General features: G+C 57.2%; 22 protein-coding genes, 1 tRNA gene and 1 riboswitch. Of the genes, 9 read left to right on the top strand and 14 right to left on the bottom strand.

Annotated features, from left to right (window positions below):
- Positions 1-9: 9 nt before the first annotated feature.
- Complete coding sequence (locus FB555_RS00115) at positions 10-1,410, bottom strand: NAD(P)/FAD-dependent oxidoreductase (RefSeq protein WP_182483431.1); 1,401 nt, start codon at positions 1,408-1,410, stop codon at positions 10-12.
- Between the two features lie 10 nt (positions 1,411-1,420).
- Positions 1,421-2,869: an aldehyde dehydrogenase family protein gene (locus tag FB555_RS00110; protein WP_182484215.1), complete on the bottom strand. Its 1,449-nt coding sequence runs from the start codon at positions 2,867-2,869 to the stop codon at positions 1,421-1,423.
- Positions 2,870-3,144: 275 nt separating this feature from the next.
- On the opposite strand from FB555_RS00110, the gene FB555_RS00105 reads away from it, so the two are divergent.
- From FB555_RS00105 to FB555_RS00070, 8 genes are all read left to right on the top strand, one after another.
- Positions 3,145-4,233, top strand: a complete 1,089-nt coding sequence (locus FB555_RS00105) for a polyamine ABC transporter substrate-binding protein (RefSeq protein ID WP_182483430.1) — start codon at positions 3,145-3,147, stop codon at positions 4,231-4,233.
- Positions 4,234-4,351: 118 nt separating this feature from the next.
- Positions 4,352-5,176: an ABC transporter permease gene (locus FB555_RS00100; RefSeq protein WP_182483429.1), complete on the top strand. Its 825-nt coding sequence runs from the start codon at positions 4,352-4,354 to the stop codon at positions 5,174-5,176.
- Positions 5,169-5,939, top strand: a complete 771-nt coding sequence (locus tag FB555_RS00095; RefSeq protein ID WP_220475718.1) for an ABC transporter permease subunit — start codon at positions 5,169-5,171, stop codon at positions 5,937-5,939. Before FB555_RS00100 ends, FB555_RS00095 begins: the two co-directional genes overlap by 8 nt.
- Positions 5,936-7,030 (top strand): ABC transporter ATP-binding protein, encoded by a 1,095-nt coding sequence (locus tag FB555_RS00090; RefSeq protein WP_182483428.1) that lies wholly within the window; start codon positions 5,936-5,938, stop codon positions 7,028-7,030. Before FB555_RS00095 ends, FB555_RS00090 begins: the two co-directional genes overlap by 4 nt.
- Positions 7,031-7,110: 80 nt before the next feature.
- Positions 7,111-8,847, top strand: a complete 1,737-nt coding sequence (locus tag FB555_RS00085) for an ABC transporter ATP-binding protein (protein WP_182483427.1) — start codon at positions 7,111-7,113, stop codon at positions 8,845-8,847.
- Entirely contained in the window at positions 8,844-10,802 is a 1,959-nt protein-coding gene (locus FB555_RS00080) for an ABC transporter ATP-binding protein (protein WP_182483426.1), read from the top strand. The genes FB555_RS00085 and FB555_RS00080 overlap by 4 nt, the downstream gene beginning before the upstream one ends.
- A 20-nt stretch (positions 10,803-10,822) precedes the next feature.
- Positions 10,823-12,064 (top strand): MFS transporter, encoded by a 1,242-nt coding sequence (locus FB555_RS00075; protein WP_182483425.1) that lies wholly within the window; start codon positions 10,823-10,825, stop codon positions 12,062-12,064.
- A gap of 57 nt (positions 12,065-12,121) precedes the next feature.
- A tRNA-Lys gene (locus tag FB555_RS00070) sits at positions 12,122-12,198 on the top strand.
- A 261-nt stretch (positions 12,199-12,459) separates the two neighbouring features.
- On the opposite strand, the gene FB555_RS00065 is transcribed toward FB555_RS00070, so the two are convergent.
- The 10 genes from FB555_RS00065 to FB555_RS00020 all read right to left on the bottom strand — a co-directional run bounded on the left by FB555_RS00065 (position 12,460) and on the right by FB555_RS00020 (position 21,629).
- Complete coding sequence (locus FB555_RS00065; protein ID WP_182483424.1) at positions 12,460-12,783, bottom strand: DMT family transporter; 324 nt, start codon at positions 12,781-12,783, stop codon at positions 12,460-12,462.
- 13 nt (positions 12,784-12,796) lie between these two features.
- A riboswitch (guanidine-III (ykkC-III) riboswitch) is annotated at positions 12,797-12,861 on the bottom strand.
- Between the two features lie 66 nt (positions 12,862-12,927).
- Positions 12,928-13,149 carry a helix-turn-helix transcriptional regulator gene (locus tag FB555_RS00060; RefSeq protein ID WP_182483423.1) on the bottom strand — a complete coding sequence of 74 codons (222 nt, stop codon included), beginning with the start codon at positions 13,147-13,149 and terminating at the stop codon, positions 12,928-12,930.
- Positions 13,146-13,562 carry a hypothetical protein gene (locus FB555_RS00055; protein ID WP_182483422.1) on the bottom strand — a complete coding sequence of 139 codons (417 nt, stop codon included), beginning with the start codon at positions 13,560-13,562 and terminating at the stop codon, positions 13,146-13,148. Before FB555_RS00055 ends, FB555_RS00060 begins: the two co-directional genes overlap by 4 nt.
- Positions 13,563-13,659: 97 nt before the next feature.
- Entirely contained in the window at positions 13,660-14,667 is a 1,008-nt protein-coding gene (locus FB555_RS00050; protein WP_182483421.1) for a sugar phosphate isomerase/epimerase family protein, read from the bottom strand.
- Between the two features lie 27 nt (positions 14,668-14,694).
- Positions 14,695-15,789, bottom strand: coding sequence for a Gfo/Idh/MocA family protein (locus FB555_RS00045; RefSeq protein WP_182483420.1), 1,095 nt, complete (start codon positions 15,787-15,789; stop codon positions 14,695-14,697).
- Positions 15,789-16,763, bottom strand: a complete 975-nt coding sequence (locus FB555_RS00040) for an ABC transporter permease (RefSeq protein ID WP_182483419.1) — start codon at positions 16,761-16,763, stop codon at positions 15,789-15,791. The genes FB555_RS00045 and FB555_RS00040 overlap by 1 nt, the downstream gene beginning before the upstream one ends.
- The gene (locus tag FB555_RS00035; RefSeq protein ID WP_182483418.1) at positions 16,764-18,272 is read right to left on the bottom strand and encodes a sugar ABC transporter ATP-binding protein; all 1,509 of its coding nucleotides are present in this window, start codon (positions 18,270-18,272) and stop codon (positions 16,764-16,766) included.
- 5 nt (positions 18,273-18,277) lie between these two features.
- A complete protein-coding gene (locus tag FB555_RS00030; protein WP_182483417.1) occupies positions 18,278-19,468 on the bottom strand; it encodes a levoglucosan dehydrogenase in 1,191 nt (396 codons plus the stop codon).
- 131 nt (positions 19,469-19,599) lie between these two features.
- Positions 19,600-20,757, bottom strand: a complete 1,158-nt coding sequence (locus FB555_RS00025) for a substrate-binding domain-containing protein (RefSeq protein ID WP_182483416.1) — start codon at positions 20,755-20,757, stop codon at positions 19,600-19,602.
- Between the two features lie 50 nt (positions 20,758-20,807).
- Entirely contained in the window at positions 20,808-21,629 is an 822-nt protein-coding gene (locus tag FB555_RS00020; RefSeq protein WP_182483415.1) for a sugar phosphate isomerase/epimerase family protein, read from the bottom strand.
- A gap of 193 nt (positions 21,630-21,822) precedes the next feature.
- Here FB555_RS00020 and FB555_RS00015 point away from each other — a divergent pair, with 193 nt between their 5' ends.
- On the top strand, positions 21,823-23,028 hold the full coding sequence (locus tag FB555_RS00015; RefSeq protein WP_182483414.1) for an ROK family transcriptional regulator: 1,206 nt from the start codon (positions 21,823-21,825) through the stop codon (positions 23,026-23,028).
- A gap of 20 nt (positions 23,029-23,048) precedes the next feature.
- On the opposite strand, the gene FB555_RS00010 is transcribed toward FB555_RS00015, so the two are convergent.
- Together FB555_RS00010 and FB555_RS00005 are read right to left on the bottom strand one after the other, a co-directional pair.
- Positions 23,049-23,375, bottom strand: a complete 327-nt coding sequence (locus tag FB555_RS00010; RefSeq protein ID WP_182483413.1) for a putative quinol monooxygenase — start codon at positions 23,373-23,375, stop codon at positions 23,049-23,051.
- Between the two features lie 45 nt (positions 23,376-23,420).
- Positions 23,421-24,509: CapA family protein (locus FB555_RS00005; RefSeq protein WP_246323486.1), on the bottom strand; the 1,089-nt coding region annotated here is incomplete at its 5' end.

Below are 24,509 nucleotides of genomic sequence, written 5' to 3'. Positions count from 1 at the left end.
AGCCCACGTTTAAGAGTCAAAACCGAGACCTAGCCAGTCCATCAGGCGCAGCCAAAGGTTGCGCCGTCCCGTGGCGTCTTCACGTGCCATGGACCAGCGCGTCAGCTGCACCCCAAGGAAGCGAATCGGTTCCGGCGGAAACGGAAATGCGCCCCGGCGAATCATAGCTAGGCGGGTTCTTTCCGTTTGCCTCCCCGACAACAAATCGAGCATGACGCGGCCGCCGAACCTGGAAGCGCTGACCCCGAGACCGGTGAATCCAATGGCATAGGCCACACGGCCACGAGCCGCGGTGCCTGTCGTCATGCAGAACCGTGTTGAGGAATCAATCACACCGCCCCACTGGTGCGTGAACGTCACGTCGGCCAACTGCGGATAGGTCGCACGAAACTGTGCCGCCAACTTCTCAAAAGTCTCTGGGCGCTGGGTTTTCTCTTCGTCGCGAGCGGATCCGAAGTTATAAATGGCGTCGTAACCACCCCAGAGAATTCGTCCATCAGGAGTCTTGCGATAGTAGTGAAACTGGTTTCCCGAGTCTGTATGGCCCACATCGCCTCGCCATCCAATGCTGGCAAATTGCTCTTCCGAAAGAGGCTCGGTAACGATGGCGTAGTCGTAGACCGGAACCGTGAGAAGTGACATCCGTTTCAAAAGCGGTCGCGTGAAGTTTGTGGCCAAGGCGACGAATTGAGCCCGGATGGTGCCGCGGGGAGTGACGACCGTGACACACTCTCGCTGATGCATTTCCACCGATATTGCCGGCGTCGATTCATAAACGAGAACGCCCAACTCAAGACAAATTCGCCTCAAACTCAGCACGAGTTTGTAGGGATCGACGAGGCCATAGTTTGGCGAATACATTCCTGCCACATAGGCCGGTGAGGTGGTCCAGTTCGACAGTTCTTCGCGCGGAATAAATGTTGCAGCATCGCCATGCGCAGTATTCGTCACGGCTGCGCTTTTGAGCCCCTCGGCCTCCCACTCCGTGCGCGCAAAGGCAACTCTGCCAGTCATCTGGAAGTCTGCTTCGACACCGTGACGCTTGAGTGTCTGCTCAATCTCGTGGAGATTCTCAAGACCGAGCCGAACGAGAGTGTCGATTTCTTTTGGCCAGCGCTTCAAACCGTTGGACAGACCGTGCGTCAGACTCGGCGAGCAGAATCCCCCATTTCGACCGCTCCCCGCATGACCACATTTTCCTGATTCCAGGAGGACTACCCTGCGAGCGGGGTCCTCTTCCTTCGCCAAAATTGCGGTCCAGAGCCCCGTATAGCCACCTCCCACAATGAGCAAATCAGTTTCAATGTCGCCCACGAGGGGATCTTGCGGTTCCGGCGCCAGTGCAGCATCAATCCATAACGAAACGGGTCGTGCACCCTCAAGCCCAACGGTGGGCGCACTCGCTGACATAGTTCTCGCCCTAGTTGTTGAGGTGGATGATGCCGGTGCGCAAATCACTCATATCGAGCAATGTGTGCTTACCGCCGATGCGACCCCAACCAGTGTTCTTGCCGCCAGCGCCGCCGAAGGGCATGTTGACGTCCCAGAAGCCGTTGCTGTCGTTGACGACAACCTGCCCCGCCTCAATTTCCTCCATGAAACGGAAGGCCTTGGTGAGATTATTGGTGAAGACCGCGGCTTGCAGCCCCAACCTGTCGGCGTTTGCAATGCGCAAAAGGTCGTCGTCTGATGCCCCGGTGATAACGGGCACAACGGGGCCAAATGACTCCTCCACGCTGAGCAAGCTGTCCTCGGAAACGCCATCAACGATGGTGAACTCGTAGTACAAATCTGTGGGGAAACCTGTGCGACGTCCGCCGCCGGCGAGAATATCAAACCCGCGGCTTCGCGCGTCGGCCAGATGACGATCCATCTTTTGGGCCACACCCTCGTTATTCAGGGGGCCGAGGTTTACCGAGGGGTCGAAGGGATCTCCAAGATTGACACCCGGAACGGTCTTGAGCAACTGCTCGATGAAGGCATCGTGCACATTGGCGTGAACGAGAACACGCTCGGTGGCGCAACACACCTGGCCGGCGCAGAAGTAGGCACCCTCGGCGGCAGCTCGTGCCGCGGCTTCAAGATCAGCGTCTTCGAGCACGATGACGGGCCCATTACCCGACAGCTCCATAATCGATCGTTTCAGCCCGGAGACGGCATTGATTTTCGCCCCCGTCGCAGAGGATCCGATGAAACCAATCGCGTCGATACCGTCGTGCGTGACGAGCTTGGTGCCGAAGTCGCCTTCGCCCGGAAGGATATTGATGAGTCCCTTGGGCAGGCCAGCTGCGTCAAATGCCTCCATGGCCGCCAGCACGGTAAGGGACGTGTGGGTTGGTGGCTTGACAACGTGGGCATTTCCGGTGGCAAGCCCCGGAGCAACAAATTCGGCGAGCATGAGCAGGGGAAAGTTCCACGGGGTGATGATGGCCCAGGTTCCGACAGCGCGATAGAACGTGAACATGCGCTTGTGAGTGTCGTTCGAGGGCATTGTTTCGCCGTGAAGACGAACGGCATCCTCAGCGTGAAGGTGGAAGAGCTGAGCAGCTTCCTTGACGTCAGAGAGAGACTCGGCGAGTGGCTTGCCCTGCTCAAGAGTCTGCAGCCGAGCCAGCACGTCGGCTCGTTTCAAGAGTTCATCGCCGATTCGGTGGCAGATTGCGGCGCGTTGCCACACGCCTACGCCGCGCCACGTTGCTTGTGCGGCCCGAGCGGCGCTAACAGCCCGATCAAGATCGGCTGAACTGGGAACCGGGAGTGTCCCAATAACCTGTCCCGTGACGGGGCTCACGACGTCTACGGATGAACCCGAGGTTCCATCGGTGAACTGACCATCGATATACAGCTGCTGACGCGGTGGTGTGGGCATTGAATTCACGAGGAGCCTCTCTTCGGGACGAACTATTTTCTTCAAAAAGGTATAGCGGCTAAGACCGGATGGCATTTCCGCCTGGGTTCTCACACTAATCAATCCAGATTGAAAGTCAACATATTTAGCAAATATTTGATCCATCATTTGCGAATTCAACAAGATTGTTACATAAAGTTGTTGATTTATGACTAGGGCCTCGACATACTTGAGCCACACACAGATACGACCGATCATCATCGTGGGCATTTTGCCCCCAATCACTAGGAGGCACTATGCGATCCAAAATAATTCCGCTTCTTGTAGTAGCGACTTTCGCCACAACAGCGCTAACGTCTTGCGCCGGCGCAACGACATCTTCGGCTCTGGACCCCAGTGCCGACGTCACGAAGCAGACACTGGTCGTCAGCAACTGGGCGGGCTATTACCCCGAAGGGCTGGCAGCAGACTTCGAGGCGGCGACGGGCATAAAGATCACCATCGTGAATCACGCCACCAACGAAGAAATCATGGGCAAGCTCACAACAGGGGCCGACTCCGGTATTGATGTTGCTTTTGTTTCTGGCCAGTACGCCCAAGCCCTCAACGAAGCGGGTCTCCTGCAGCCCATGGAGAAGTCCATGATTCCCAACGAAAAAAATCTTTACACCGAGGCCACCACCCTGAGCTACGACATGGGCAACAACTACTCCATACCTTATGCCTGGGGAACGACGGGGCTCTGCTACCGTTCGGATTTGATGCCAACGGCACCAACATCCTGGAATGATCTCCTGAACCCCGCCCCGGAGCTCGTCGGCAAGACGACAATGCTGTCGACCGAGCGCTGGATGGCACTGCCTGCTTTGAAAGCCATGGGAATGTCGGTGAACTCGACGAACCCCGATGACCTTGCAAAGGTGAAGACGCAGCTCCTCACGACAAAGAAAACGTTGCTGGCTTTTGACGACACTACGTTTTACTCCAAGCTCATCTCCGGTGAGTCGGTGATGGCGGAAGCGTGGGATGGCTGGTGCAACTACGGGATCGCGGAAGACCCCAACATTAAATTTGTCGTTCCTTCCGAGGGCAGCGACCTCTGGGTCGACACGATGACCGTTTTGAAATCTTCGCAGAACAAGGAGGCCGCAATGGCGTTCGTCAACTACATCCTTGAGGCAAAAACTCAAGCCTGGGTCGCTGAGAACATCCTGTACAAGGTACCGAACGAAGCAGCCATGAAACTGGTCGACCCTGCCGTACTGGCTTCTTACCCCAACCTGACGATGACTCCTGCCGAGCTGCTCAAGCAAGAGACCGTCATCGATCTTGGTGAATTCAGCCCCCAGTACACAAAACTCGCTACGGAAGTAATGGCCGGCTAACGCCGCCACGATCAGAGAACAGCAGATAGTTATGGCGCGCCAATCCCCTCTTCCCCCCGCCTCCCCGCGGGGGCTCCGGAGATGGACGGGCGCGCCATTTCTCGCCCCAGGATCCATCATGCTCCTCGTCTTTGTTCTGGCCCCCCTCGTTTTGATATTGGGCTACTCGTTCTTTCAGCGCGGACGTTTCGGCGGTGTGGTCTTCAACTTTTCCTTTGATAATTTTGCTCGCCTGATCGATCCGCTCTACGTCAACGTGATCATGACCTCCGTTGGCATGGGCCTCGTGGTCACCATCCTGGCGTTAGCGCTTGGCTACCCAACGGCTCTCGCCATCGTGCGGTTGTCCCCCAAGTGGCGAACGATCGCGCTCGTGGCGGTTCTGCTGCCATTTTGGACAAACTTCCTCGTGCGAACCTATGCCTGGATCTTGCTCCTCAATAATGCCGGGTGGATCAATCAGGCACTTCAAGGGATGGGGGTCATCCATGAGCCGCTCACCATGCTCTACACGCCGCAGGCCGTCGCAATCGGGTTGCTGTACATGTACCTCCCCCTCATGATTTTGCCGCTGTATTCGTCGCTCGCTTCTCAAGATGCCCAATTAGTGGAAGCGGCGACGAATCTTGGCGCAAGCCCCTGGCGGGTTTTTAGAACGGTCACTTTTCCGATGTCCATCCCGGGGGTCCTCACTGGCTGTGTTTTTGTTTTTGTGCCCGCCATGAGCAACTTCGTGATTCCCGAACTCCTCGGGGGTGGCAAGACTGTATTGATTGGCAATCTCATTCGAGACCAATTTCTTAAGGCCCGTGACTGGCCTTTTGGTGCTGCTCTCGCCCTCGTTCTTACTCTTCTGCTGATAGCACTCTTGGTTGCTCAGCAACGGGCATCCAAACGGCTCACGGACGGGCCCGAAGAAAGGAAGGTGTCATCCCGTGCGTAAATCCCGCCTCGCTAAATTTCCGCTGTGGTTGACCTACACATTCCTCTACGTGCCCATTCTTGTCGTCGTCATCATGTCCTTCAACGCTTCGAAGAACCTCTTTGTTTGGCGCGGGTTCTCGCTCGAGTGGTATCCGGCCGTCTTTGCTGATGGTGCCATCATGACCGGTCTTCAGAACACCCTCATTGTGGCCACGTCGGTCACGATTTTGGCGACGGCAATCGGCACATTGATGGCTGTGGGTATTCACCGGTACACCCGGGGAGGGTTGATTCGAGCCTTTGCGATCGCTCCAGCGCTCCTGCCGGACCTTCTCATGGCGGTCGGACTTTTGAGCCTGTTCTCATTACTGTCAATGACGCTGGGCTTGTATTCCGTCATCATCGCTCACACAACATTTGCGATGGCCTTCGTGACCGCGATTGTGCTCGCCCGGTTAGCCAACCTGGATCCAAGTTTGGAGGAAGCATCGAGGGATCTCGGCGCCTCAGCCGCACGCACGTTTTGGCGAGTGACCCTCCCCCAGCTCGCCCCCGGAATGATCGCGGGAGCGTTGCTGTCCTTCACCCTTTCCCTCGACGAGTTCGTCATTGCTTTCTTCACGACCTCGCCAACGAGTCCGACGTTGCCCATTGCTATCTATTCGATGGTGCGATTCGGCGTGACACCCGAAATCAACGCCCTGGCCACCATGTTGCTCCTTGTCAGCGTGCTCACCGTCATTGGCGCCCAGCGCCTGACCCGAATAACGGACTCCCTATGACAATTCCAGCCGTCACTCCCGTAACACCCGTGACCCGCTCCGCCGCCCCCCTGCTGGATATTCAGGGCGTCAATCATTCCTACGGCAGTGTCGCCGCTCTCAAGGACATCTCACTCTCGATCGCCGATAACGAATTCTTCGCGCTCCTCGGCCCCTCCGGATGCGGTAAAACGACTCTCTTGCGCTCCATCGCCGGATTCGAAACCCCCACCCACGGCGCAATTCTTTTGGACGGTGTGGACCTGACCACGCTGCCCGCCCACAAGCGCCCTGTGAACATGATGTTTCAGTCTTATGCCCTTTTTCCCCATATGTCGGTGGAAAAGAATGTGGCTTATGGACTCGAATCCGAAGGCGTACCGCGCGCCGAGAGTCGCCGAAGAGTCGGTGAAATTTTGGAAATTGTGGGTCTGACTGACATGGCGCAACGCAGGCCGGCCAAACTATCTGGCGGACAGCGACAGCGCGTTGCCCTGGCTCGCGCCATAGTGAAGAGGCCACGACTCCTCCTCTTAGATGAACCGCTCTCCGCTCTGGACCGAAAAGTTCGAGCCGAGATGCAGCTCGAGCTCAAGCGCATGCAGCATGAAGTTGGCATGACATTTGTGGTCGTTACACATGATCAAGAGGAAGCCATGTCCATGGCTGATCGAATTGCGGTCCTGAACCAGGGTCGCGTGGAACAGCTGGACACTCCCCTTGGCCTTTACTCGCGACCCGCGACTCGCTTCGTTGCCAGTTTCATTGGTTCGGCAAACCTCTTCGACGGGCGTGCAACAACGGATGGGATTGACGTGCCGGGTCTCGGCACATTCGCCGTACCCTCCGAGCTTCCATCCGGAAGTTCAGCCACCCTGGTGGTCCGACCCGAGGATGTTGTCCTCGTTGGCCCCAGTGAGGCCACGATGAGTGGCATTGTTGTCGACACATTCTTCTTGGGTGGCTCCTCAACAGTGTCCATCGAGGTCCCCGGCCAGGAGCATCCAATCAATTGCACCGTCCACGCCGCAAATGTTGCCTCCTACGGAGACCGTGTTGGCCTGAAATTTGACCTTCCGCGGTGCGTCGTTGTTGCAAATCCAGGCGGCTAGTTCGTGTACCAGCCTCTTGACATTCTGAAGTAGAGTTCATTTCGCACCACTTGAACGAAGCAGATTTAGGGGAGCCCCAAATGACACTCATGAGACTCATTTGGCAGTACATCAAACCCCACTGGCGCTTGCTCGTGGGCGTGGTCGTCTTTCAGCTGGCTCAATCGATTGCGTCTCTCTATCTCCCCACGTTAAACGCCCAAATCATCGACAAGGGCGTTGCAACCGGAGACACCGGATTCATTCTTTCGACCGGCGCGCTCATGCTTGGTATCACCTTCGTGCAGGTCATCTGCGCCATCATCGCGGTCTATTTTGGCGCGAAGGCGGCGATGGGCCTCGGCCGAGACTTGCGTTCCGCCATCTTCTTGCGCGTCGGCCAATACTCGGAGCGCGAAGTCACCCTGTTTGGTGCTCCCTCGCTCATCACCCGCAATACCAATGACGTGCAGCAAGTTCAGATGCTCGTGCTGCTGACCTGCACCATTTTGGTTTCGGCCCCGATGCTCTCTATTGGCGGCATCATCATGGCACTGTCGCTCGACCTCGAACTGTCCTGGCTCATCGCCGTGGCGGTCCCCGTCTTGCTTATCGCTATGAGTCTTGTCATTGTGCGCATGGTTCCGCTGTATCGCCTCATGCAGGTGCGCATCGACAAGGTCAACGGTGTCTTGCGCGAGCAACTGATGGGCATCCGTGTTATTCGAGCCTTCGTTCGTGAGCGTCGTGAGTCGACACGTTTTGGTGGAGCTAACGCGGATGTCACCGATACGGCGCTTCGTGCCGGCCGCCTCTTTGCCTTGATGTTCCCGCTCGTTCTCCTCATCCTGAATATCTCCAGCGTCGCCGTACTGTGGTTTGGGGCGTATCGCATCGATAGTGGGTCCATGGATATCGGAACCCTCATTGCCTTTTTGACCTATCTCATGCAGATTCTGATGGCGGTCATGATGGCCTCGATGATGGCCTTTCTCATTCCCCGCGCCTCGGTGTGTGCCGACCGCATTGACGAAGTTCTGTCGACCAAATCGACGGTGGTTTTGGCCGAAAACGGAATTACCGACTTCAGCGAACGCGGAACGATTACCCTCGACAATGTCAGTTTCGCCTACCCCGGCGCCGAAATGCCCGTTCTTCATGACCTCGCGTTTGTGGTGCAACCAGGCAAGACCACTGCCATTGTCGGCAGCACCGGCAGCGGCAAAACAACCCTCATCAACCTCCTCCCCCGCCTGTTCGACGCGACCGCTGGCAACGTGCTGGTCGATGGCGTGAATGTGCGTGAAGCGGATGCCGATGCTCTCTGGAGTCGCATCGGTCTCGTGCCTCAGAAGCCATACCTCTTCTCTGGAACGGTCGCCTCCAACCTTCGCTACGGCAAACCGGATGCCACCGATGAGGAGCTCTGGGCCGCACTTGAAACGGCTCAAGCTCGAGACTTCGTAGCCAAGATGGCAGGAGGTTTGGAAGCCGAAATTTCGCAGGGGGGCACCAACGTCTCGGGCGGTCAACGCCAGCGCCTAGCCATTGCGCGGGCGCTCGTCAAGAGACCGGAAATCTACATCTTTGATGACTCGTTCTCCGCCCTTGATCTCGCCACGGATGCCCGCCTTCGCAAGGCGCTTCATCGGGATGTCCACGGTGCAACGATCATTGTCGTTGCCCAACGCATCTCGACCATTATCGATGCCGATCAGATTCTTGTTCTCGAGAATGGCGTCATTACCGATCGTGGCACCAGTGCAGAGCTTCTCAAAAGTTCGCAAACCTATAGAGAAATTGTAGAGTCACAACTTTCCGTGGAGGAGGCCGCATGAGTGACACCCTGAAACCGTCTCGCCCCTCCGGCCCCCCAATGGGCCGCGGACCGATGGGCGGGCCCTCTCTTCCCGCAGAGAAGTCCAAAAATTTCAGTGCCTCCGCGAAGAGGCTCGTCAGCCGTCTTCGCCCCGAGCGTACGCTTATCTTTGTCATCACCCTCTTCGCCGTGGTGTCGGTCACGTTAGCCGTTCTCGGACCCAAGATTTTGGGCAACGCGACGAACATCATCTTCGGGGGCATCCTGTCGAAGATGCTTCCGGCCGGCATTACTCAGGAGCAGGCAATTGCGGGCCTGCGGGCATCCGGGCAGACATCGCAAGCAGACCTTCTTTCGGGCGTGAAGCTCACCCCCGGAGCCGGTATCGACTTTGCTCAGCTCGGCATGGTTTTGCTGGGAGTGCTCGTTATTTACGTGTTCGCCTCCGTCTTTAGCTGGCTTCAGGCCTACCTACTCAATGGAGTCGTGCAACGCACGATCTACCGGTTACGTGAAGATGCCGAAGCAAAGATTCACCGCCTGCCGCTGAGCTACTTTGACCGTATGCAGCGTGGAGAACTCCTCAGTCGCGTCACGAACGACATCGATAACGTCTCGCAGAGCCTGCAACAGTCCTTGAGTCAAATCATGACCTCGCTCCTGACGGTCATTGGTGTGGTCACGATGATGTTTATCATTTCGCCTCTGCTGGCCATCATCGCCCTCGTCACCATCCCCGTCACGATTCTGATCACCACGGTGGTTGCCAAGCGCGCCCAAAAGTTGTTCGCCGCGCAATGGAAGAACACGGGTGAACTGAACGCCACGATCGAAGAGACCTACAGTGGTCATGCTCTCGTCAAGGTGTTCGGTCGCCAAAAAGAGGTGACCGAGGTCTTTGCTCAGAAGAATGATGAGCTCTACGCCGCGAGTTTTGGCGCCCAGTTCATCTCGGGCATCATCATGCCCGCCATGATGTTCGTGGGAAACCTGATGTATGTGGTCATTGCCGTGTTGGGCGGACTGATGGTGGCATCCGGCAGCCTGAGCCTGGGCGACGTTCAAGCTTTCATTCAGTACTCACGCCAGTTCACGCAGCCCCTCACCCAACTCGGTTCCATGGCCAACGTCGTGCAGTCGGGCGTTGCCTCTGCCGAACGTGTCTTTGACCTGTTGGATGCGCAGGAGCAGTCCCCCGATCCAGAACCTTCGCAGACTCCCACCGGCGATGTTGGCAAGCTCGTATTTGATGATGTTTCGTTCAGGTATGCGGCCGATAAGCCGTTGATTGAAAACCTCAGTCTCGTCGCCGAACCCGGACAAACCATCGCGATTGTGGGCCCGACAGGGGCTGGCAAGACCACCCTGGTGAACCTGATCATGCGCTTCTACGAGCTGGATTCGGGCACCATCACGCTGGACGGCACCAACATCGCCCAGATGACCCGTGATGACCTGCGTTCACGCACCGGCATGGTGTTGCAGGACACGTGGCTCTTCGGAGGCACGATTCGCGACAACATTGCCTACGGTCGCCCTGATGCCACCGAAGAAGATATCCATGAGGCGGCAACGGCTACCTACGTAGATCGTTTCGTGCATACCCTGCCTGACGGCTACGACACTATCCTCAACGACGAAGCCGATAATGTCAGCGCCGGTGAGAAACAATTAATCACGATTGCCCGCGCCTTCTTGGCACGCCCGACCGTTTTGATTCTGGATGAAGCCACCAGCTCCGTCGATACCCGCACCGAGGTGTTGGTGCAGAAAGCGATGTCGGCCCTTCGTGCGGACCGCACGAGCTTTGTGATTGCGCATCGTTTGTCGACCATCCGCGATGCCGACCTCATCCTCGTCATGGAATCTGGCCGTATCGTCGAGCAGGGCACGCACGAGGCGCTACTGACCGCCGATGGGGCATACGCTGCGCTGTACAACGCGCAGTTTGCGGCCGCTCTCGACGAGGCCTAACGGCGAACTGGCCGGGTCTCGTGAACATCGTCGCTTCTCCTTCCCGTTCGCTGTTCCGCGGGCGCGCCGTCACTTTTGCCGGCATCTTTCTTGTCGCAGCAGGGTTGCGCTCGGCGGTCACCTCGGTTTCGCCCATCATGGCATCCATCGAAAAAGATGTGACGTTCACCCCGCTGACCATCGGCTTGTTGGGAATGATGGCTCCTCTGACCTTCGCCGTCGTCGGCACCCTGACTCCCCTTGTCGCCCGCCGTATCGGACTGGAATGGACGATGGTGGCCGCTGCCTTGTTCATCGGCCTCGGTCAGATTCTGCGGGCCACGGCAATAGAAACGACGGGCTTCTTAGGTTGGAGTATCGCCACGATGGCCGGAATCGGTGCCGCCAACGTGTTGCTGCCTCCGCTCGTTAAACGCTTCTTCCCAGATCGTATTTCGACGATGTCGTCGATATACCTGGTGGTCGCCGTAGCCTCTTCCATCGTGCCGCCTTACTTCGCCTCACCCCTCGAGCAGGCCACCGACTGGCGCATTTCCATCGGGAGTTGGGGCCTCATTGCCATCCTTGCGGTGTTACCGTGGCTCGGTACCATCTACACAGAACGCGGCACAGACCTTACCTACGAGGTCACCCACGCCCCGGGCATCGCACGCCGTGTCTGGACTTCACCCACGAGTTGGGCCATGACCCTTGGATTCGCGGTGGCCGCGTTTCAGACCTATGTCATGTTTGCATGGCTCCCCGCCATGCTCCAGGAACGCCTAGGTATGAGCGCCGCCGAGACCGGGGTTATGCTCGCCGTTTACGCCGCGATCACTTTGCCCATGGGGTTCTTCATTCCGCGCTTGGTGGCACGGCTCCAAAGCCTCTTTACCCTCTTCGCTCTCGCCTCCGGTTTTTTTGTGATCGGAAACCTGGGCCTGTGGCTCTTTCCCGGTGTGGCAACTGTCCTGTGGGTGGTCATCACCGGAGCCGGGCCAATGCTCTTCTCCATCACGTTGGTCATGATCGCTTTCCGCACGACGACGCAGGCCGGAGCCGTCGTGCTCAGCGGAATGGTGCAGGGTGTCGGCTACGCCCTCGGCGCCCTCGGACCCCTCCTCGTCGGCATCATGCATGGCGTTAGTAATGACTGGACCAGTGAGTACCTGCTGATCGTGGGGGTGGGTTTATTGCCCTTGATTTCGGGATTCATTCTGCGGCGCAAGTATTTTGCGGACGCCCCGCGCAACCAGGCCGACGACTCAAGCATCCCTGTATGAGTTCGGTCCCTGCGGTTCGGTAGAATAAATGCTGCACGAACGTCACTTGCGTGACGAGGGCCTCTAGCTCAGTTGGTTAGAGCATCGGACTTTTAATCCGAGGGTCGTCGGTTCGATCCCGACGGGGCCTACCAAAGAAATACCGGGTCAGACGCTATTTTTGAAAGTAGCGTCTGACCCGTTTCTTGTCTCTGGTGCGTATCTGGTGTTTATATTTTTGGCGCGTGCTGGGTCGAGGATGTGAGCTGCCCCAACTACGCGCTCGTTCGCGTCGTTAAACCGTTTACGGCTGGGGAGAACGACGCCGAAAACCGCTGAGTTGTCGAACGCCTCCCCGAGAAACCAAACCATAGGGCACCTCACTGAGTCAATCCAACCGATAGCAATCCCTCGTGCTAGTGGTTGCTGTCGACGAGTTTGAGGCCGACGACACAGCCAACAAGGCCGAAAATCAATAAAATTTTGAGGAGAGACGCCGGCTCGCTTCCGGAAATCATGGCGTAAAGCACGGTGAGCGAAGCCCCGATTCCGACCCATACGGCGTATGCCGTACCGACGGGAATGTCTCGCATTGCAGCAGCGAGGCCCCCCATGCTGAGCAAGAGTGCCACTCCGAAGACAACAGAAGGCCACAGTCTCGTGAATCCGTCAGACTTGCCAAGAGCAGTTGCCCAGACGGCCTCCAAAACACCCGAAACGATGAGTAAAATCCATGACATGACAATCCACCTCGATGGCCAGTCTTGTCGCGTTCCGGGTACTGATCCCTCGTCCGGCGCCACGTTTCGCAGCGTAAACCAAATATTACGTGACCGTCCTGTGCAGGAGCTGTGTCTGCAGTTCCCACCCAGGTAAGTTGGTTTTTACTGTTGGCCAGAAGGCAACGCAGAGTCGGTGGACGGAATGAATATGGACTCGAGCGGTTGATTAAAGAGGGCAGCAATGCGGAAGGCTAGGGGAAGAGCTGGATCGTAGCGACCCGTTTCGAGGGCGTTGACCGTCTGTCTCGAAACGCCGAGTTCGTCAGCGAGCGCTCCCTGAGTCCAGCCTCGATTTTGGCGAAGTACCTTCAGGTGATTCTTCATCGGTACTTAACGACTTGGGAGGCGACGAGCCAGCCCAGCATCCCGATGCTGTAAATGATCCACGCCATCCCGGGAACCTCAAGTCCCGCAATTGCCAAGAACCCGAACGTCACCGAGGCCAACATCGCGAGGGCAAAACCCGCAGCGAGCCCTTGGAGGAGAAGTTGGCGCTGGTAATCATCAATCCGGCGAATGTGGCGAAGCAGAGCAACCACGAGCCAAAGGGCGGGAAGCACTGGTAACAGTGCCCAAACGAATCGCCATGGACTATCGCCATCCAACTGCCCCCACAGGAGAACGGCAGCCAAGATAACGAAGTACGCAATCATTCCGGACCAGAACTCACGTAGGTAAGAGCGTGAAATAGCACGATCGCCGGCACTCACACCGGAGCTGTCAAGGTTGTTTGTCATAACTTGATCATGGCTCGTTAGACCGCGTTTGTCAAGCTTGCTTGTCTTTATGCCTCATTACGCACGGCGCACATCGAAGACTGACGCTCGGGATGTCTCAGCCTTGGTTGCTGAAAGCCGCGTCAAAAGAAGCTGTCGGAGGAGCCCAAAGCAGCTTGCGGACGAACGCCAATGCCTCAGGGGCACCATGGAGGCGGTCCATGCCAGCATCCTCCCACTCGATTGAGATGGGACCGGAATACCCAATAGTGTTCAAGGCTCGAAAACTGGCTTCCCAATCGACGCTGCCGTGGCCCGCCGAGACGAAGTCCCATGAACGCCGAGGGTCACCCCAGGGTAAATGTGATGAAAGGCGACCGCGGCGACCATCCTTTGGCCGCATTGTCGTGTCTTTACAGTCCACGTGATAAATGCGGTCAGCGAAGTTGAGAATGAATGCCGCAGGATCGATGTCTTGCCACATCATGTGAGACGGATCCCAGTTCAAGCCGAATGCGGGACGGTGCCCGATAGCGTCGAGTGTTTTTTCGGTCGTGTGCCAGTCATAGGCAATTTCACTGGGATGGACTTCGAGTGCAAACCGAACACCATTGTCATCAAACACATCCATGATGGGATTCCAACGGTCAGCAAAATCTTGGTAACCAGCTTCAATAACGGATGCTGGGACCGGCGGAAACATTGCAACATACGGCCATATTTTTGAGCCGGTAAACCCCACAACGGTATCAACACCCAACTTGCGGGCGGCGATGCCCGTGAGTTTGAGTTCTTGGGCCGCGCGCTGGCGAACACCCTCGGCATCTCCATCGCCCCACACTGTGGAACCGACGATGGCTTGATGGCGAAAATCAATGGGATCATCGCACACGGCTTGACCCTTGAGATGATTAGAAATCGCATAAAGCTTCAGATTGTAGCGATCGAGAATGTCGAGACGTTCCTGAACGTATGCGTCATCTTCGGCGGCACGCCACACGTCAAGATGCTCCCCAGAGCAGGCGATTTCGAGCCCGTCGTATCCCCACTCACTGGCGTACTGAGCGACCTGTTCGAGTGGGAGGTCAGCCCATTGGCCGGTAAAAAGTGTGATGGGTCTGGTCATTAGTGCTCCTTTGAACTCACTGCGAATCTAGTGGATTGCGGGCGCCGCAACTCGCGCGACGTCAACCCATTGTCGAGACTGCGCTGATTGCAAAACTGCTTCGGTGATGACGGCAGCGCGCAAACCATCTTCAAAAGTGGGGAGGTCCGGGGCAACATCGCCCTGAAATGACGCGTAGGCATCCGCCATGAACGCATTGAAGGCATCTTGGTACCCCTGAGGATGACCCGCCGGCAGGTACGCAAGTTCTTGGGCCGAAGCCGCTGCCAATTCGACGGAACCGACGTTCACGTTCGTCGAGCCATTCGGGGTGGAGGCCGAGAACTGCCCAGGGTGTTCCTGATTCCATTCAAACGATTCAAGTTCTCCATCGAACGAAAATGCCAACTGGTTCTTGCGTCCATGGGAAATCTGACTGGCAATGAGAGTGCCCGAGGCACCCCGATCCGTTTCAAACAGAATGGATGCGGAGTCTTCGGTAGCGCCACGCGCCGGATGTGGCCGCGCGAGGAGGGAAACAAGACGCGTGATTCTGTGGCCGGTGACAAATTCCATGGCATCACACCAGTGCACCCCAATATCGGCGAACGTCCGTGACGCGCCACCGACGGCTTCGTTGACGCGCCAGTTTGTTGCCGTTGGGAGGGCGAGCCAATCCTGAAGGTAGGCGCCATGCAAAAGGTGAAGTTCACCGGCGTCGCCGCGCAAAATCCTGGAGCGAATCTCGCGGACAGCAGGGTAATAGCGGTACACAAAGGGCACAGCCGTGGGAGTTTTCGACTCCGCGGCTCGACTGACGAGGTTGGTGGCATCCCTCACAGAGGTGGCAAGGGGTTTTTCGCACACCACGGGTTTTCCCACCGCGATGGCAAGCTCTGCTTGCTCGGCGTGAAAAGCGTTGGGGGTGCACACGTGCACCACGTCGACCGACTCAGATTCAACGAGCCTTCGCGCATCCGCCGCAACATGACGCACACCAAGGCGAGATGCCGCTTCAGCGGACTTTTCTGGCGAGGAACTCGAAATCATGATGACCTCGTGACCGGCCGCCCGAATGGCCCGCGAGTGCACTTCCGCCATAAAACCGCCGCCCAGGATTCCGGCGCGCAAGGGTGACTCCATTAGCTCGTTTTCTTTTTGCTCGACAGAGCGACGGCAACAATAATGATGGCGCCGCGAACAACTTGCTGCTGGCTGACGTCTAGACCGGCCAAAATCAATCCATTGTTGACGAGGCCGATGAACAAAGCGCCAAAAAGCGATCCGATGACGGCGCCGCGGCCGCCGAACAATGATGTTCCACCCAGAATTACGGCGGCAATAACAGAAAGCTCATCCCCCGTGCCCCACTGGAACCGTCCCGACTGGAGGCGCCCGGCGTAGAGCATTCCCGCAATGGCGGCGACAACTCCCGAAAGGAGAAGCACATAAAACTTGATGCGGGCGGTATTGACGCCGGTAAACATCGCCGCCTGAGTGTTGCCACCAGTGGCTCGAACCTGGCGCCCGAACTTCGTCTTGTTCATGACGACAGCACCCACGGCGACAAAGACCACGGCCCAGACCAACAGCGATGGAAGCGGGCCGAAATCACCGCCGCCGAAGATTTGAATGAAGGTGGCATCGGCAATGGGAACGGGAGCTGAGGCCGTAATCCAGCGGGCAACTCCGACGACCAATCCGAGCATTCCCAGCGTCACAAGGAACGAAGGGACCTTTAGCCAGGCAACGAGGCCACCGTTGATGGCACCCACGACGAGGCCAACAGCGAGTCCGGCGACGACACCGGCGACAAGCCCGAAGGAAGACATTGCCATGGCTGACACAACGGAGGCAAGCCCAGCGACGGAACCAATGCTCAAGTCAATTTCGGCAGTCGCAATCACGAACGTCATCGCCACGGCCATGATCGAAATCGTGGCCGTCTGACGGGCGATGTTGAGAAGGTTGTTGGTACTCGTGAACCCGCTATCGCCCAAGAGAATGGCGAAGAGAATAAATACTACGACGAAACCGACATAGATAATGTTTTGGCGCCAGTCGAAACGCTTGACGAATTTAAGACTGCGCATCATTTGGGTTGATGGGGTAGACATTTAGGCTCCTTGAACAGCGAGTTGGAGGAATTCTTCAGAAGGGATGTCGGCTCGCAAAAAATTGCGAACCACTTCACCGTCGCGGAGGACCAAAATGCGGTCACTTACCGAGAGCAGCTCAGGCAGTTCAGATGAGATAAGGATGACGGCCTTGCCGTCGTCAGCAATCTCACGAACCATGGCAAGAATTTCTTGCTTCGTTCCGATGTCCACACCGGCAGTGGGTTCATCCATCATCAGGATGCTGGGATCGGTCCCCAGCCACTTTCCGATCACGACCTTTTGCTGGTTGCCGCCCGAAAGCTTCGCAACAGGCATGCGCTGATCAGCGACTTTGATCGAGAACGTGGCGATCATCTCCCGGGCTCGCTCCACGATTTTCTGAGTGCTCAACAACAACCCACCCTTGAGCCCATCCAGGAGGGGAAGGGTGAGATTTTCTTGCACGGAGTGCTCAAGAACAAGTCCCTGCGCTCGACGATCTTCGGGAATGAGCGCAAGCCCCAGCGAGATGGCATGACCCGGATTGCGAATCGAAACGTTCTTTCCGTCGATCTCTACACTCCCCGCATGAGCACGGTCGATGCCAAATAGGGTGTTCACGAGTTCGGTGCGACCACTGCCCATGAGACCGGCCAAACCAAGAATTTCTCCGCGGTGCAGATCAAAAGAAATATTGGAGAGGCGTCTTCCTGATCCCAATCCGGTGACTCTCAGCACGGCATCCTTGCTAATGCGCGCGCTTCGATCCTCGTAGGTCAAATTTCCGGACATCTCTCGACCAACGATCGCCGCGACAATCTGTGCCGGGGTAACGTCGGCAAGTTTCGCCGTCAGAGCATTTTGTCCGTCGCGCAAAACGGTGATGCGATCGGCGACACGATAGACCTCATCCATGCGGTGGGAAATGTAGATGATGGAAATTCCTCGGGCCTTGAGCCGTTCAATAAGTTCGAACAACGCATTTGTTTCATGCTTGGCCAGCGACGCCGTGGGCTCATCCATGATGAGCACCCGGGCATTTTGCGCCAGGGCTTTTGCGATTTCGGTGAGCTGCCAGAGCGCTGTGGGCAAGTGTTCGAGGAGCGCCGTAACATCGACGGCAACGCCCATGTCATCAAAGATTTCCTGAGCTTTTTTACGAGCAAGTCCGTCGTTGATGAGCCCGAATTTGCCCAAGGGTTCCGCCGTCAGAAAGATATTTTGCCACACGGTGAGGGTGGGAATCAGGCTGAACTCTTGGAAAACCATTCCGATGCCTGCCGCCCGCGCGGCGAAGGTATCGGTCAATGAAACAACTTCTCCGAGGACTTTCACCTCACCGCTGTCGCGCTGGTAGACCCCCTGCAAGATCTTCATCAGAGTCGACTTGCCGGCACCATTTTCACCGGCAAGAGCGTGAACTTCTCCGACCATCAATTCGAAATTGACCTCGCGAAGAACCGGCACACTGTTGAAGGCCTTAGTGATATCGGTCATCTCGACCGCGAGAACAGGAGACGTGGACATGTGCCCTACGCGACCTTTCCAGTTTCTCTGTTCAGCTGGGGAACCTTAACCCACTGGCCCGAAGCCGCCGATTCGAGGATGGCATGATCGACGAGGGCAACCTGGTAGCCATCTCCGAAGTCGGGACGAACAGGCTCACCGCCGGCAATAGCTGTAAAGAGATCGTGAGCTTCAATGATCTTCGTCTCGCCGTAACCGATACCGAGCGCGGGAATAGGCCACAGGTTGGCGCCATTGGGATGGTTCGGGCCGGTGTAAATCGTGCGGAATCCGCGGCGATCGTTTCCATCACTCTTGAAACAGACCTGAAGTTCGTCGCGGTTCTCATAGTTGAAGAAGATGGAACCCTCAGATCCGTGAATCTCAAGGGTGATGAAGTTATTGCGACCCCACGCGTTGCGTGTGGCCTCAACGGAGCCAATGGCACCGCTGGCAAACTTCACGAGCGAAAGAACCTCGTCTTCGACATCTACCGGGCCCATCGGGCCACCGTCGTTCTTGGCGTTGCCGAGCGAGTCAGCCCCGGCCTGCTGAAGAGGGCGCTCGGTGATGATGTTGGCGGTCAAGCTACTGACTTCGGTAATTTCGCCAGCAAGGTAGCGGGCCAGGTCAAGAACGTGGGTCAAAATGTCGCCCACTGCGCCCGATCCTGCGATCGACTTCTTGAAACGCCACGAGAGTGGCGAGCTGGGGTCAGCAGACCAGTCCTGAAGATAGGTGGCGCGAACGTTCAGAATGCGCCCAATTGCGCCCTCGTCAATGTAACGCTTAGCGAGAGAAACGGCTGGGGTGCGACGATAGTTAAAGGCCACCATGTGAACACGATCGGTTCCCCGCGAGGCCTCATACATCTTGGCGGCTTCCTCGACCGTTCGGGCCAGAGGCTTCTCACAGATGACGTGCTTGCCCGCTTCGAGAGCGGCAATAGCGATCTCGGCGTGAAGGTTGTTGGGGGTGGCGATATCCACAAGATCAATCTCGGGATCATCGATGATGGAGCGCCAGTCGCTCGTGGACTTCTCAAAACCGAAGCGCATTGCTGCGTCGGAAGCCAATTCATCGGTGGCCTCAGCGATGCTGTGCTTGACCGGCATGATCTCGGTAGGCCAGAAAAACATGGGCACGGCTGAGTAGGCGAGAGAATGTGCTTTGCCCATAAAACCGCCGCCGATGAGGCCAACATTGATTTTCTTCATTGTGAGTTCCTTGTCTGATGCGACGGGAGTGCTGGGTAGGGTAGTTTTCTACCCTTTTTTGATGGATGGGTGGCCTAGGGGAGCTGACAGCGAGCGCGCAATGCCTGCCGTCAGCTCCCCTTGGAACCTACTTACTTCTTGTAGATGCTTGAGATCGATGCGGGAGCGTCTATGTGGTAGACCTGCTTCCAGGCATCAAGCACATTTTCGTGCGTCACAGGAAGCGCTCCCAAAGCGACAAACGTCGGGATGCCGGTCTTGCCGATGAGCGACGCCGCGCCGAGGCGAGCTTCTGCAACACCTTGGTCGAAGGGGCTCTGAGCGCCAAGACCTACGATGAGTTCGTTCTTAGCAAGAGCAATAGCAACGTTGGTACCAAGATCTTCGGTAGCAATCTTGATATCGGTGCGACCGGACTCACGAGCAGCCGCCATGATGCCTTCGGCAGGAACGTCCCAGACGCCCCAGATTCCGGCGAGATCCGGGTTCTTCGTCAGAAGCGCCGTGGTTGCTGCTTGAGCGTCACCGGCGAAGTCTGGCCCGCCGATGCCCTTTTCTTCCACAATTTCGATTCCAGGGTAAAGGGCGATGGTTTCTTTGAATCCTTCGTAACGCTGCTTGGTGACGAAGAAGTCGGCGTCGTGGAAGACGAGGCCAATTTTGCCCTTGCCGCCGAGCGCCTTGGCGAGAAGGTGAGCAGACACAACACCGTTGCCCTTGTTGTCAGCGGAGACCACGGAAACATAGTCTTTTCCTCCGACGAATCCGGCGGGGACGTTGTCCATGAAGACGAGCTTTACGCCAGCATCGCGGGCCTGTGCGTAGGCCTTCGCTGTTGCTACGGGGTCGGTCGGAATCGACACGATGAGGTCAGGCTTGAGAGCCAAGACGGTCTCGATGTCAGAGACCTGCTGTTCTGGCTTGAAGTTTGCATCGGTAACTGCAACAACTTCAATGCCCAGACGCGTAAATTCTGATTTCAGGCCCTCGACCTGAGCCGTGGACCAGTCGTTCCCGGCGTAGTGCATGACGATGGCAGCCTTGAACTTGCCAGCCTTGATTTTTGTAACTTCTGCATCAGTCAGGGTCGTGGTGTCGAATCCGGAAGGCTTCTCGCCATTGGGCCCAACGCTGAGAACCTGGCCCTTGAGGGCCGCTAGGGCCGCATCGACCTGAGCCGAAACGCCCGTGTTGTCGGAGCTGGTGGCTCCCGTGCCAGACGCTGAACATGCCCCAAGGCCGAGGACGAGTGCCGTCCCGATGGCCAGCGCTGCAATTGATTTCTTCATTGAAATAACTTCCTTAGTGATGTGATGGATGGATTGGTAGAAGCCTCTTGCTAGAGGGCAAGAAGGTCGTCGAGGTATTTTTTACTGATGACGGCAGCGACCCTGGGGTCCCCGTCGTACGAATCCAGCTCGACCATCAGCCAGCTGTCGTAGCCTGACGATCGAACCGCTGCAATTACGCCCGGGAAATCAATGTCTCCCTGACCCAGAGGCAGAAACTCTCCGGTGGCGTACTTGTAGTCCTTGAGGTGTACGTGAGCCAAGCGGCCCGCATACTTTTCGATTAGTTCCACAGGATTCCCGCCCCCAGCAGTGAGGTGAGCGGTATCGGGGCAGAACTTGATTTGTGACAGGCCCATCAAGCGTTCGAGCGCGTCTGGGCTCTCAACGATGGTGCCGAGGTGAGGATGATAGGTGCACTCGAGCCCAAAGGACGCGGCGATTTCTACAACCTTGTCAAGGGCACGCCCCAACTTGGCCATGTCATCGGGCTGCTCTCCACGAGCGCGCTGGGCACCCCCACCCACGACGAGTCGGGATGCGCCGAACTCCGAGGCAAGTTTGGCCGCCTGAGAAATTTTGTGAAGTTCGTCTTCGAGAATGTCGTCATAAATGAAATTGGCACCGGTATAGACGGCAACGAGTTCTAGCTGGGCCTTCTTGAGGGCATCCAGCAAAACGTCAGGTCGATCCGCAAACGCGGCAAGGTTTCCGTCGAACATTTCGGTGCCCTGATAGCCCGCCGAAGAGATGTCAGAGATGGCGGTGAGCGCGTCACCGTTCGCCAGGTAAAAGAGGTCTTTGATCGCAGTGACTCCCGCTGGATGTCCGACAACGCCGCCCCACGTAATCGTCGAGTATCCGATCTTCATCGATCTGCCTTTCTTCGGTGCTCCATTATGGTTTGGCAACTTTATCAAAAATGATTTTTGCTGAATTACATAATGACATCAATAACCAGTCTTTTGTCGAAAATAAACATTACGTTATAAATCTGTTACAAACTTATGTCGAATCTAGGCGGATTCCTCAGAGGAACATTCTTGCCGTCACTAAAATCAGGGAATGGTTGAAATTCAAAAGAAATTCATCGGCTTCAGTTCGGCCGCCCTTTTTCAGATCTTGCGGGACGGACAGCCGCGAACAAAAGCCGAGCTTGTAGACATTACGGGCCTCTCCCGATCGACCATCCAGCTTCGCATAGAGACGTTGCTGGAACTGGGCCTCCTCGCGCCCGTAAATGATGCCGTCTCGACGGGCGGGCGGCCCTCGGCGCAAGTCGCCCTCAACCCCACTGCCCGCGTGGTCGCCGCTGTCGACTTCGGGGCGACGCAAGCCTCGGTGGCAATCACCGACCTCACCGGCGTTATCCTCGCCCGAACATCGTCAAAAATCATCATTGCCGATGGTCCCGAGACGTGTCTCGGCTGGATGGTGCGCACGATTCGCTCAGAGCTCGCAGCGCTTCATCTCAAGGAGGCCGACCTTATTTCTATTGGTATTGGTCTTCCGGGACCCGTCGAACACTCGACCGGCCGGCCATCGAATCCGCCCATCATGCCGGGCTGGGATGACTTCGACGTGCCGGGTTTTGTCAATCACCACCTCAAAGCGACAGTCTTGGTCGATAATGACGTCAATATCATGGCGCTCGGTGAGCAGAAGTTCGCGTGGCCCGACACCGAGAACATGGTCTTTCTCAAGGCCTCCACCGGGATTGGTTCCGGCATCATCAGCAGCGGCATTCTTCAGCGCGGTGCCGAAGGTATTGCCGGTGACATTGGGCATGTTCAAATCGCGCGCGGCCACAGTGTTCCTTGTCGCTGCGGCAACAGCGGGTGCCTCGAAGCCATGGCTGCGGGACCAGCGCTGGCCCAACAACTTACTCTCGCAGGCGTCAATTTCAAGGGCAAACCCATTGCCACGTTGAGCGACGTGGTTGCCGCTACCAAGGCAGGCGAATTGGCGGCCATCCAAGCCGTTCGACAGGCGGGCCGCGACATTGGCGAGGTCTTGACGACGTGCGTCAGCGTGTTGAACCCTTCTGTTATCGCCATCGGTGGCTCCCTCGCGCTAGCCGGTGAGCACCTTCTCGCGGGAGTGCGCGAAGTGGTCTATTCCCGATCGATGCCGCTGGCCACGGAGCATCTCACGATCGCGCAGTCTCGCGCGGGCCTCGACGCCGGAATCATTGGCGCCAGCGTTATGGCGATCGAATATGCCCTCTCCATTGAGAGCGTTGACGCCATGGCTGCCGCACTCGAGAGCTGAACCCGGCTCAACCTACCGGGCTACGGGGCGATGGGGCGCATCCACGTAACGGTGAAGGGTTCGCTCAGAAGCTCGTCTATTTGCGCCACGAATTCGAGCACATGCGCTGTGAGATTATGCTCCGCGAGGAGTTCTCGACTGGTCCACTCCTCGTGCATCACGAAACGATTTTCATCGTGCAGATCAGAGAAAACGGAGTACTGAAGGCAGCCACGATCACCCCGACTCGCGGTTTGCAGAGTGAGGAGCACCTGCTCGAGGTCGCCGCCGCGGCCAGGCTTGGCAATAAAAATTGGCAGCAGAGTGACGATGGCGGAGGCGGGCGTGGGTGAATTCTGAAGTGTCATTTTCACACCCTAACGGTTTGCGTCGGGTGCCTCGTGTCGGTCGGGCTACGGCGCCACGACCGCATCCTGCGTGATCAGGAGCTCGTGCACGCCGGTGGCTTGGGCCCCCATCGCGTTGACGGTGGCACGTGTGCGTTCCCTCACGCCCGCATCGAACTCGGCGCTTTGACATATGCCTTGCGGGGCATCCATTGCAACGGAGCACCACTTGTAGGCACCGTTTTGCTTGTTTGTTGCCGGCGCCCAGGCAAGGTCTGACGTGGCCCACAGCCCAGTTTTGTCGTCTTTGGCGAACTGGATGCGCACCAACAGAAACTCGTTATTTACGGCGTAGTCCCACGATGACTCACTGATGCCGTTACCGAGGCTGTACGCAATGTACTTACCGTTGTAGAGCTCAATCGGCTGAATCGAGTGAGGGTGATGGCCGTAGACGAAGTCGAACTGACCGCTGTCAATTAGCAGATGGGCGTTGTTGATTTGCTGAACGTCGGCTTGGCTTGAGTACTCCGTACCCGCGTGCTGAACACCAATCACAATCTCTGCGCCGAGCGCACGTGCCTGAACTGCGCGGGCAATCATGACATCCGGATCAAGCGGGTAATTGACTTGCCAGTCGAACTCGTTCCAGTTGCCATTCACGGAGAAGGTCGCCGAGACGAAGGCCACTTTGCCGGCGGGAGTTTCCATGATGAGAACGCCTTGGGCTTCTTCGGGCGTGCGGTAGGAACCGGTGTGCTTGAGGCCTGCGGCATCCAAGGTGTCAAGCGTTCGAACAACACCTTCGTGACCGCCATCTACCGTGTGATTACTGGATGTTGTGCACGCGTCATAACCAATAGCCTTGGCCGCGGTCGCCACCTCGGGAGGCGTGCTGAAGATGGGATACCCGGTGTAGGGGCCGCCACTGGGGGCGAACGGGGTCTCCTGATGGCACATGGCGATATCCGCCTGGGTCAAGTAACGTTGCTGGCCCTCGAGAAGGGGCATGAAGTCGAAGTTGGCGCCGTTCACGGGAGCGGGGAGCGCTGCGGGAATCCAGAGGCCTGAGTGAAAAAGCATGTCGCCGGTAACCGCCACTGTGAAGCAGTTGCTCGTCGGGCACACTGGACCAATTCCGGAATGCGTCACCGG

It is taken from the genome of Alpinimonas psychrophila (assembly GCF_014137865.1).
Taxonomy (GTDB): Bacteria; Actinomycetota; Actinomycetes; order Actinomycetales; family Microbacteriaceae; genus Alpinimonas; species Alpinimonas psychrophila.
This window is presented reverse-complemented; position numbering and strand designations above follow the sequence as displayed.

What these genes read in the sequence shown, in the direction of transcription:
- FB555_RS00100 (WP_182483429.1), top strand. Translation starts at nt 4,352, where the DNA reads ATGCTCCTCGTCTTTGTTCTGGCCCCCCTCGTTTTGATATTGGGCTAC.
- FB555_RS00110 (WP_182484215.1), bottom strand. Translation starts at nt 2,869, where the DNA reads ATGCCCACACCACCGCGTCAGCAGCTGTATATCGATGGTCAGTTCACC.
- FB555_RS00025 (WP_182483416.1), bottom strand. Translation starts at nt 20,757, where the DNA reads ATGAAGAAATCAATTGCAGCGCTGGCCATCGGGACGGCACTCGTCCTC.
- FB555_RS00010 (WP_182483413.1), bottom strand. Translation starts at nt 23,375, where the DNA reads ATGACACTTCAGAATTCACCCACGCCCGCCTCCGCCATCGTCACTCTG.
- FB555_RS00040 (WP_182483419.1), bottom strand. Translation starts at nt 16,763, where the DNA reads ATGTCTACCCCATCAACCCAAATGATGCGCAGTCTTAAATTCGTCAAG.
- FB555_RS00065 (WP_182483424.1), bottom strand. Translation starts at nt 12,783, where the DNA reads ATGTCATGGATTTTACTCATCGTTTCGGGTGTTTTGGAGGCCGTCTGG.
- FB555_RS00015 (WP_182483414.1), top strand. Translation starts at nt 21,823, where the DNA reads ATGGTTGAAATTCAAAAGAAATTCATCGGCTTCAGTTCGGCCGCCCTT.
- FB555_RS00090 (WP_182483428.1), top strand. Translation starts at nt 5,936, where the DNA reads ATGACAATTCCAGCCGTCACTCCCGTAACACCCGTGACCCGCTCCGCC.
- FB555_RS00085 (WP_182483427.1), top strand. Translation starts at nt 7,111, where the DNA reads ATGACACTCATGAGACTCATTTGGCAGTACATCAAACCCCACTGGCGC.
- FB555_RS00050 (WP_182483421.1), bottom strand. Translation starts at nt 14,667, where the DNA reads ATGACCAGACCCATCACACTTTTTACCGGCCAATGGGCTGACCTCCCA.
- FB555_RS00030 (WP_182483417.1), bottom strand. Translation starts at nt 19,468, where the DNA reads ATGAAGAAAATCAATGTTGGCCTCATCGGCGGCGGTTTTATGGGCAAA.
- FB555_RS00045 (WP_182483420.1), bottom strand. Translation starts at nt 15,789, where the DNA reads ATGGAGTCACCCTTGCGCGCCGGAATCCTGGGCGGCGGTTTTATGGCG.
- FB555_RS00035 (WP_182483418.1), bottom strand. Translation starts at nt 18,272, where the DNA reads ATGTCCACGTCTCCTGTTCTCGCGGTCGAGATGACCGATATCACTAAG.
- FB555_RS00105 (WP_182483430.1), top strand. Translation starts at nt 3,145, where the DNA reads ATGCGATCCAAAATAATTCCGCTTCTTGTAGTAGCGACTTTCGCCACA.
- FB555_RS00020 (WP_182483415.1), bottom strand. Translation starts at nt 21,629, where the DNA reads ATGAAGATCGGATACTCGACGATTACGTGGGGCGGCGTTGTCGGACAT.
- FB555_RS00055 (WP_182483422.1), bottom strand. Translation starts at nt 13,562, where the DNA reads ATGACAAACAACCTTGACAGCTCCGGTGTGAGTGCCGGCGATCGTGCT.
- FB555_RS00060 (WP_182483423.1), bottom strand. Translation starts at nt 13,149, where the DNA reads ATGAAGAATCACCTGAAGGTACTTCGCCAAAATCGAGGCTGGACTCAG.
- FB555_RS00115 (WP_182483431.1), bottom strand. Translation starts at nt 1,410, where the DNA reads ATGTCAGCGAGTGCGCCCACCGTTGGGCTTGAGGGTGCACGACCCGTT.
- FB555_RS00080 (WP_182483426.1), top strand. Translation starts at nt 8,844, where the DNA reads ATGAGTGACACCCTGAAACCGTCTCGCCCCTCCGGCCCCCCAATGGGC.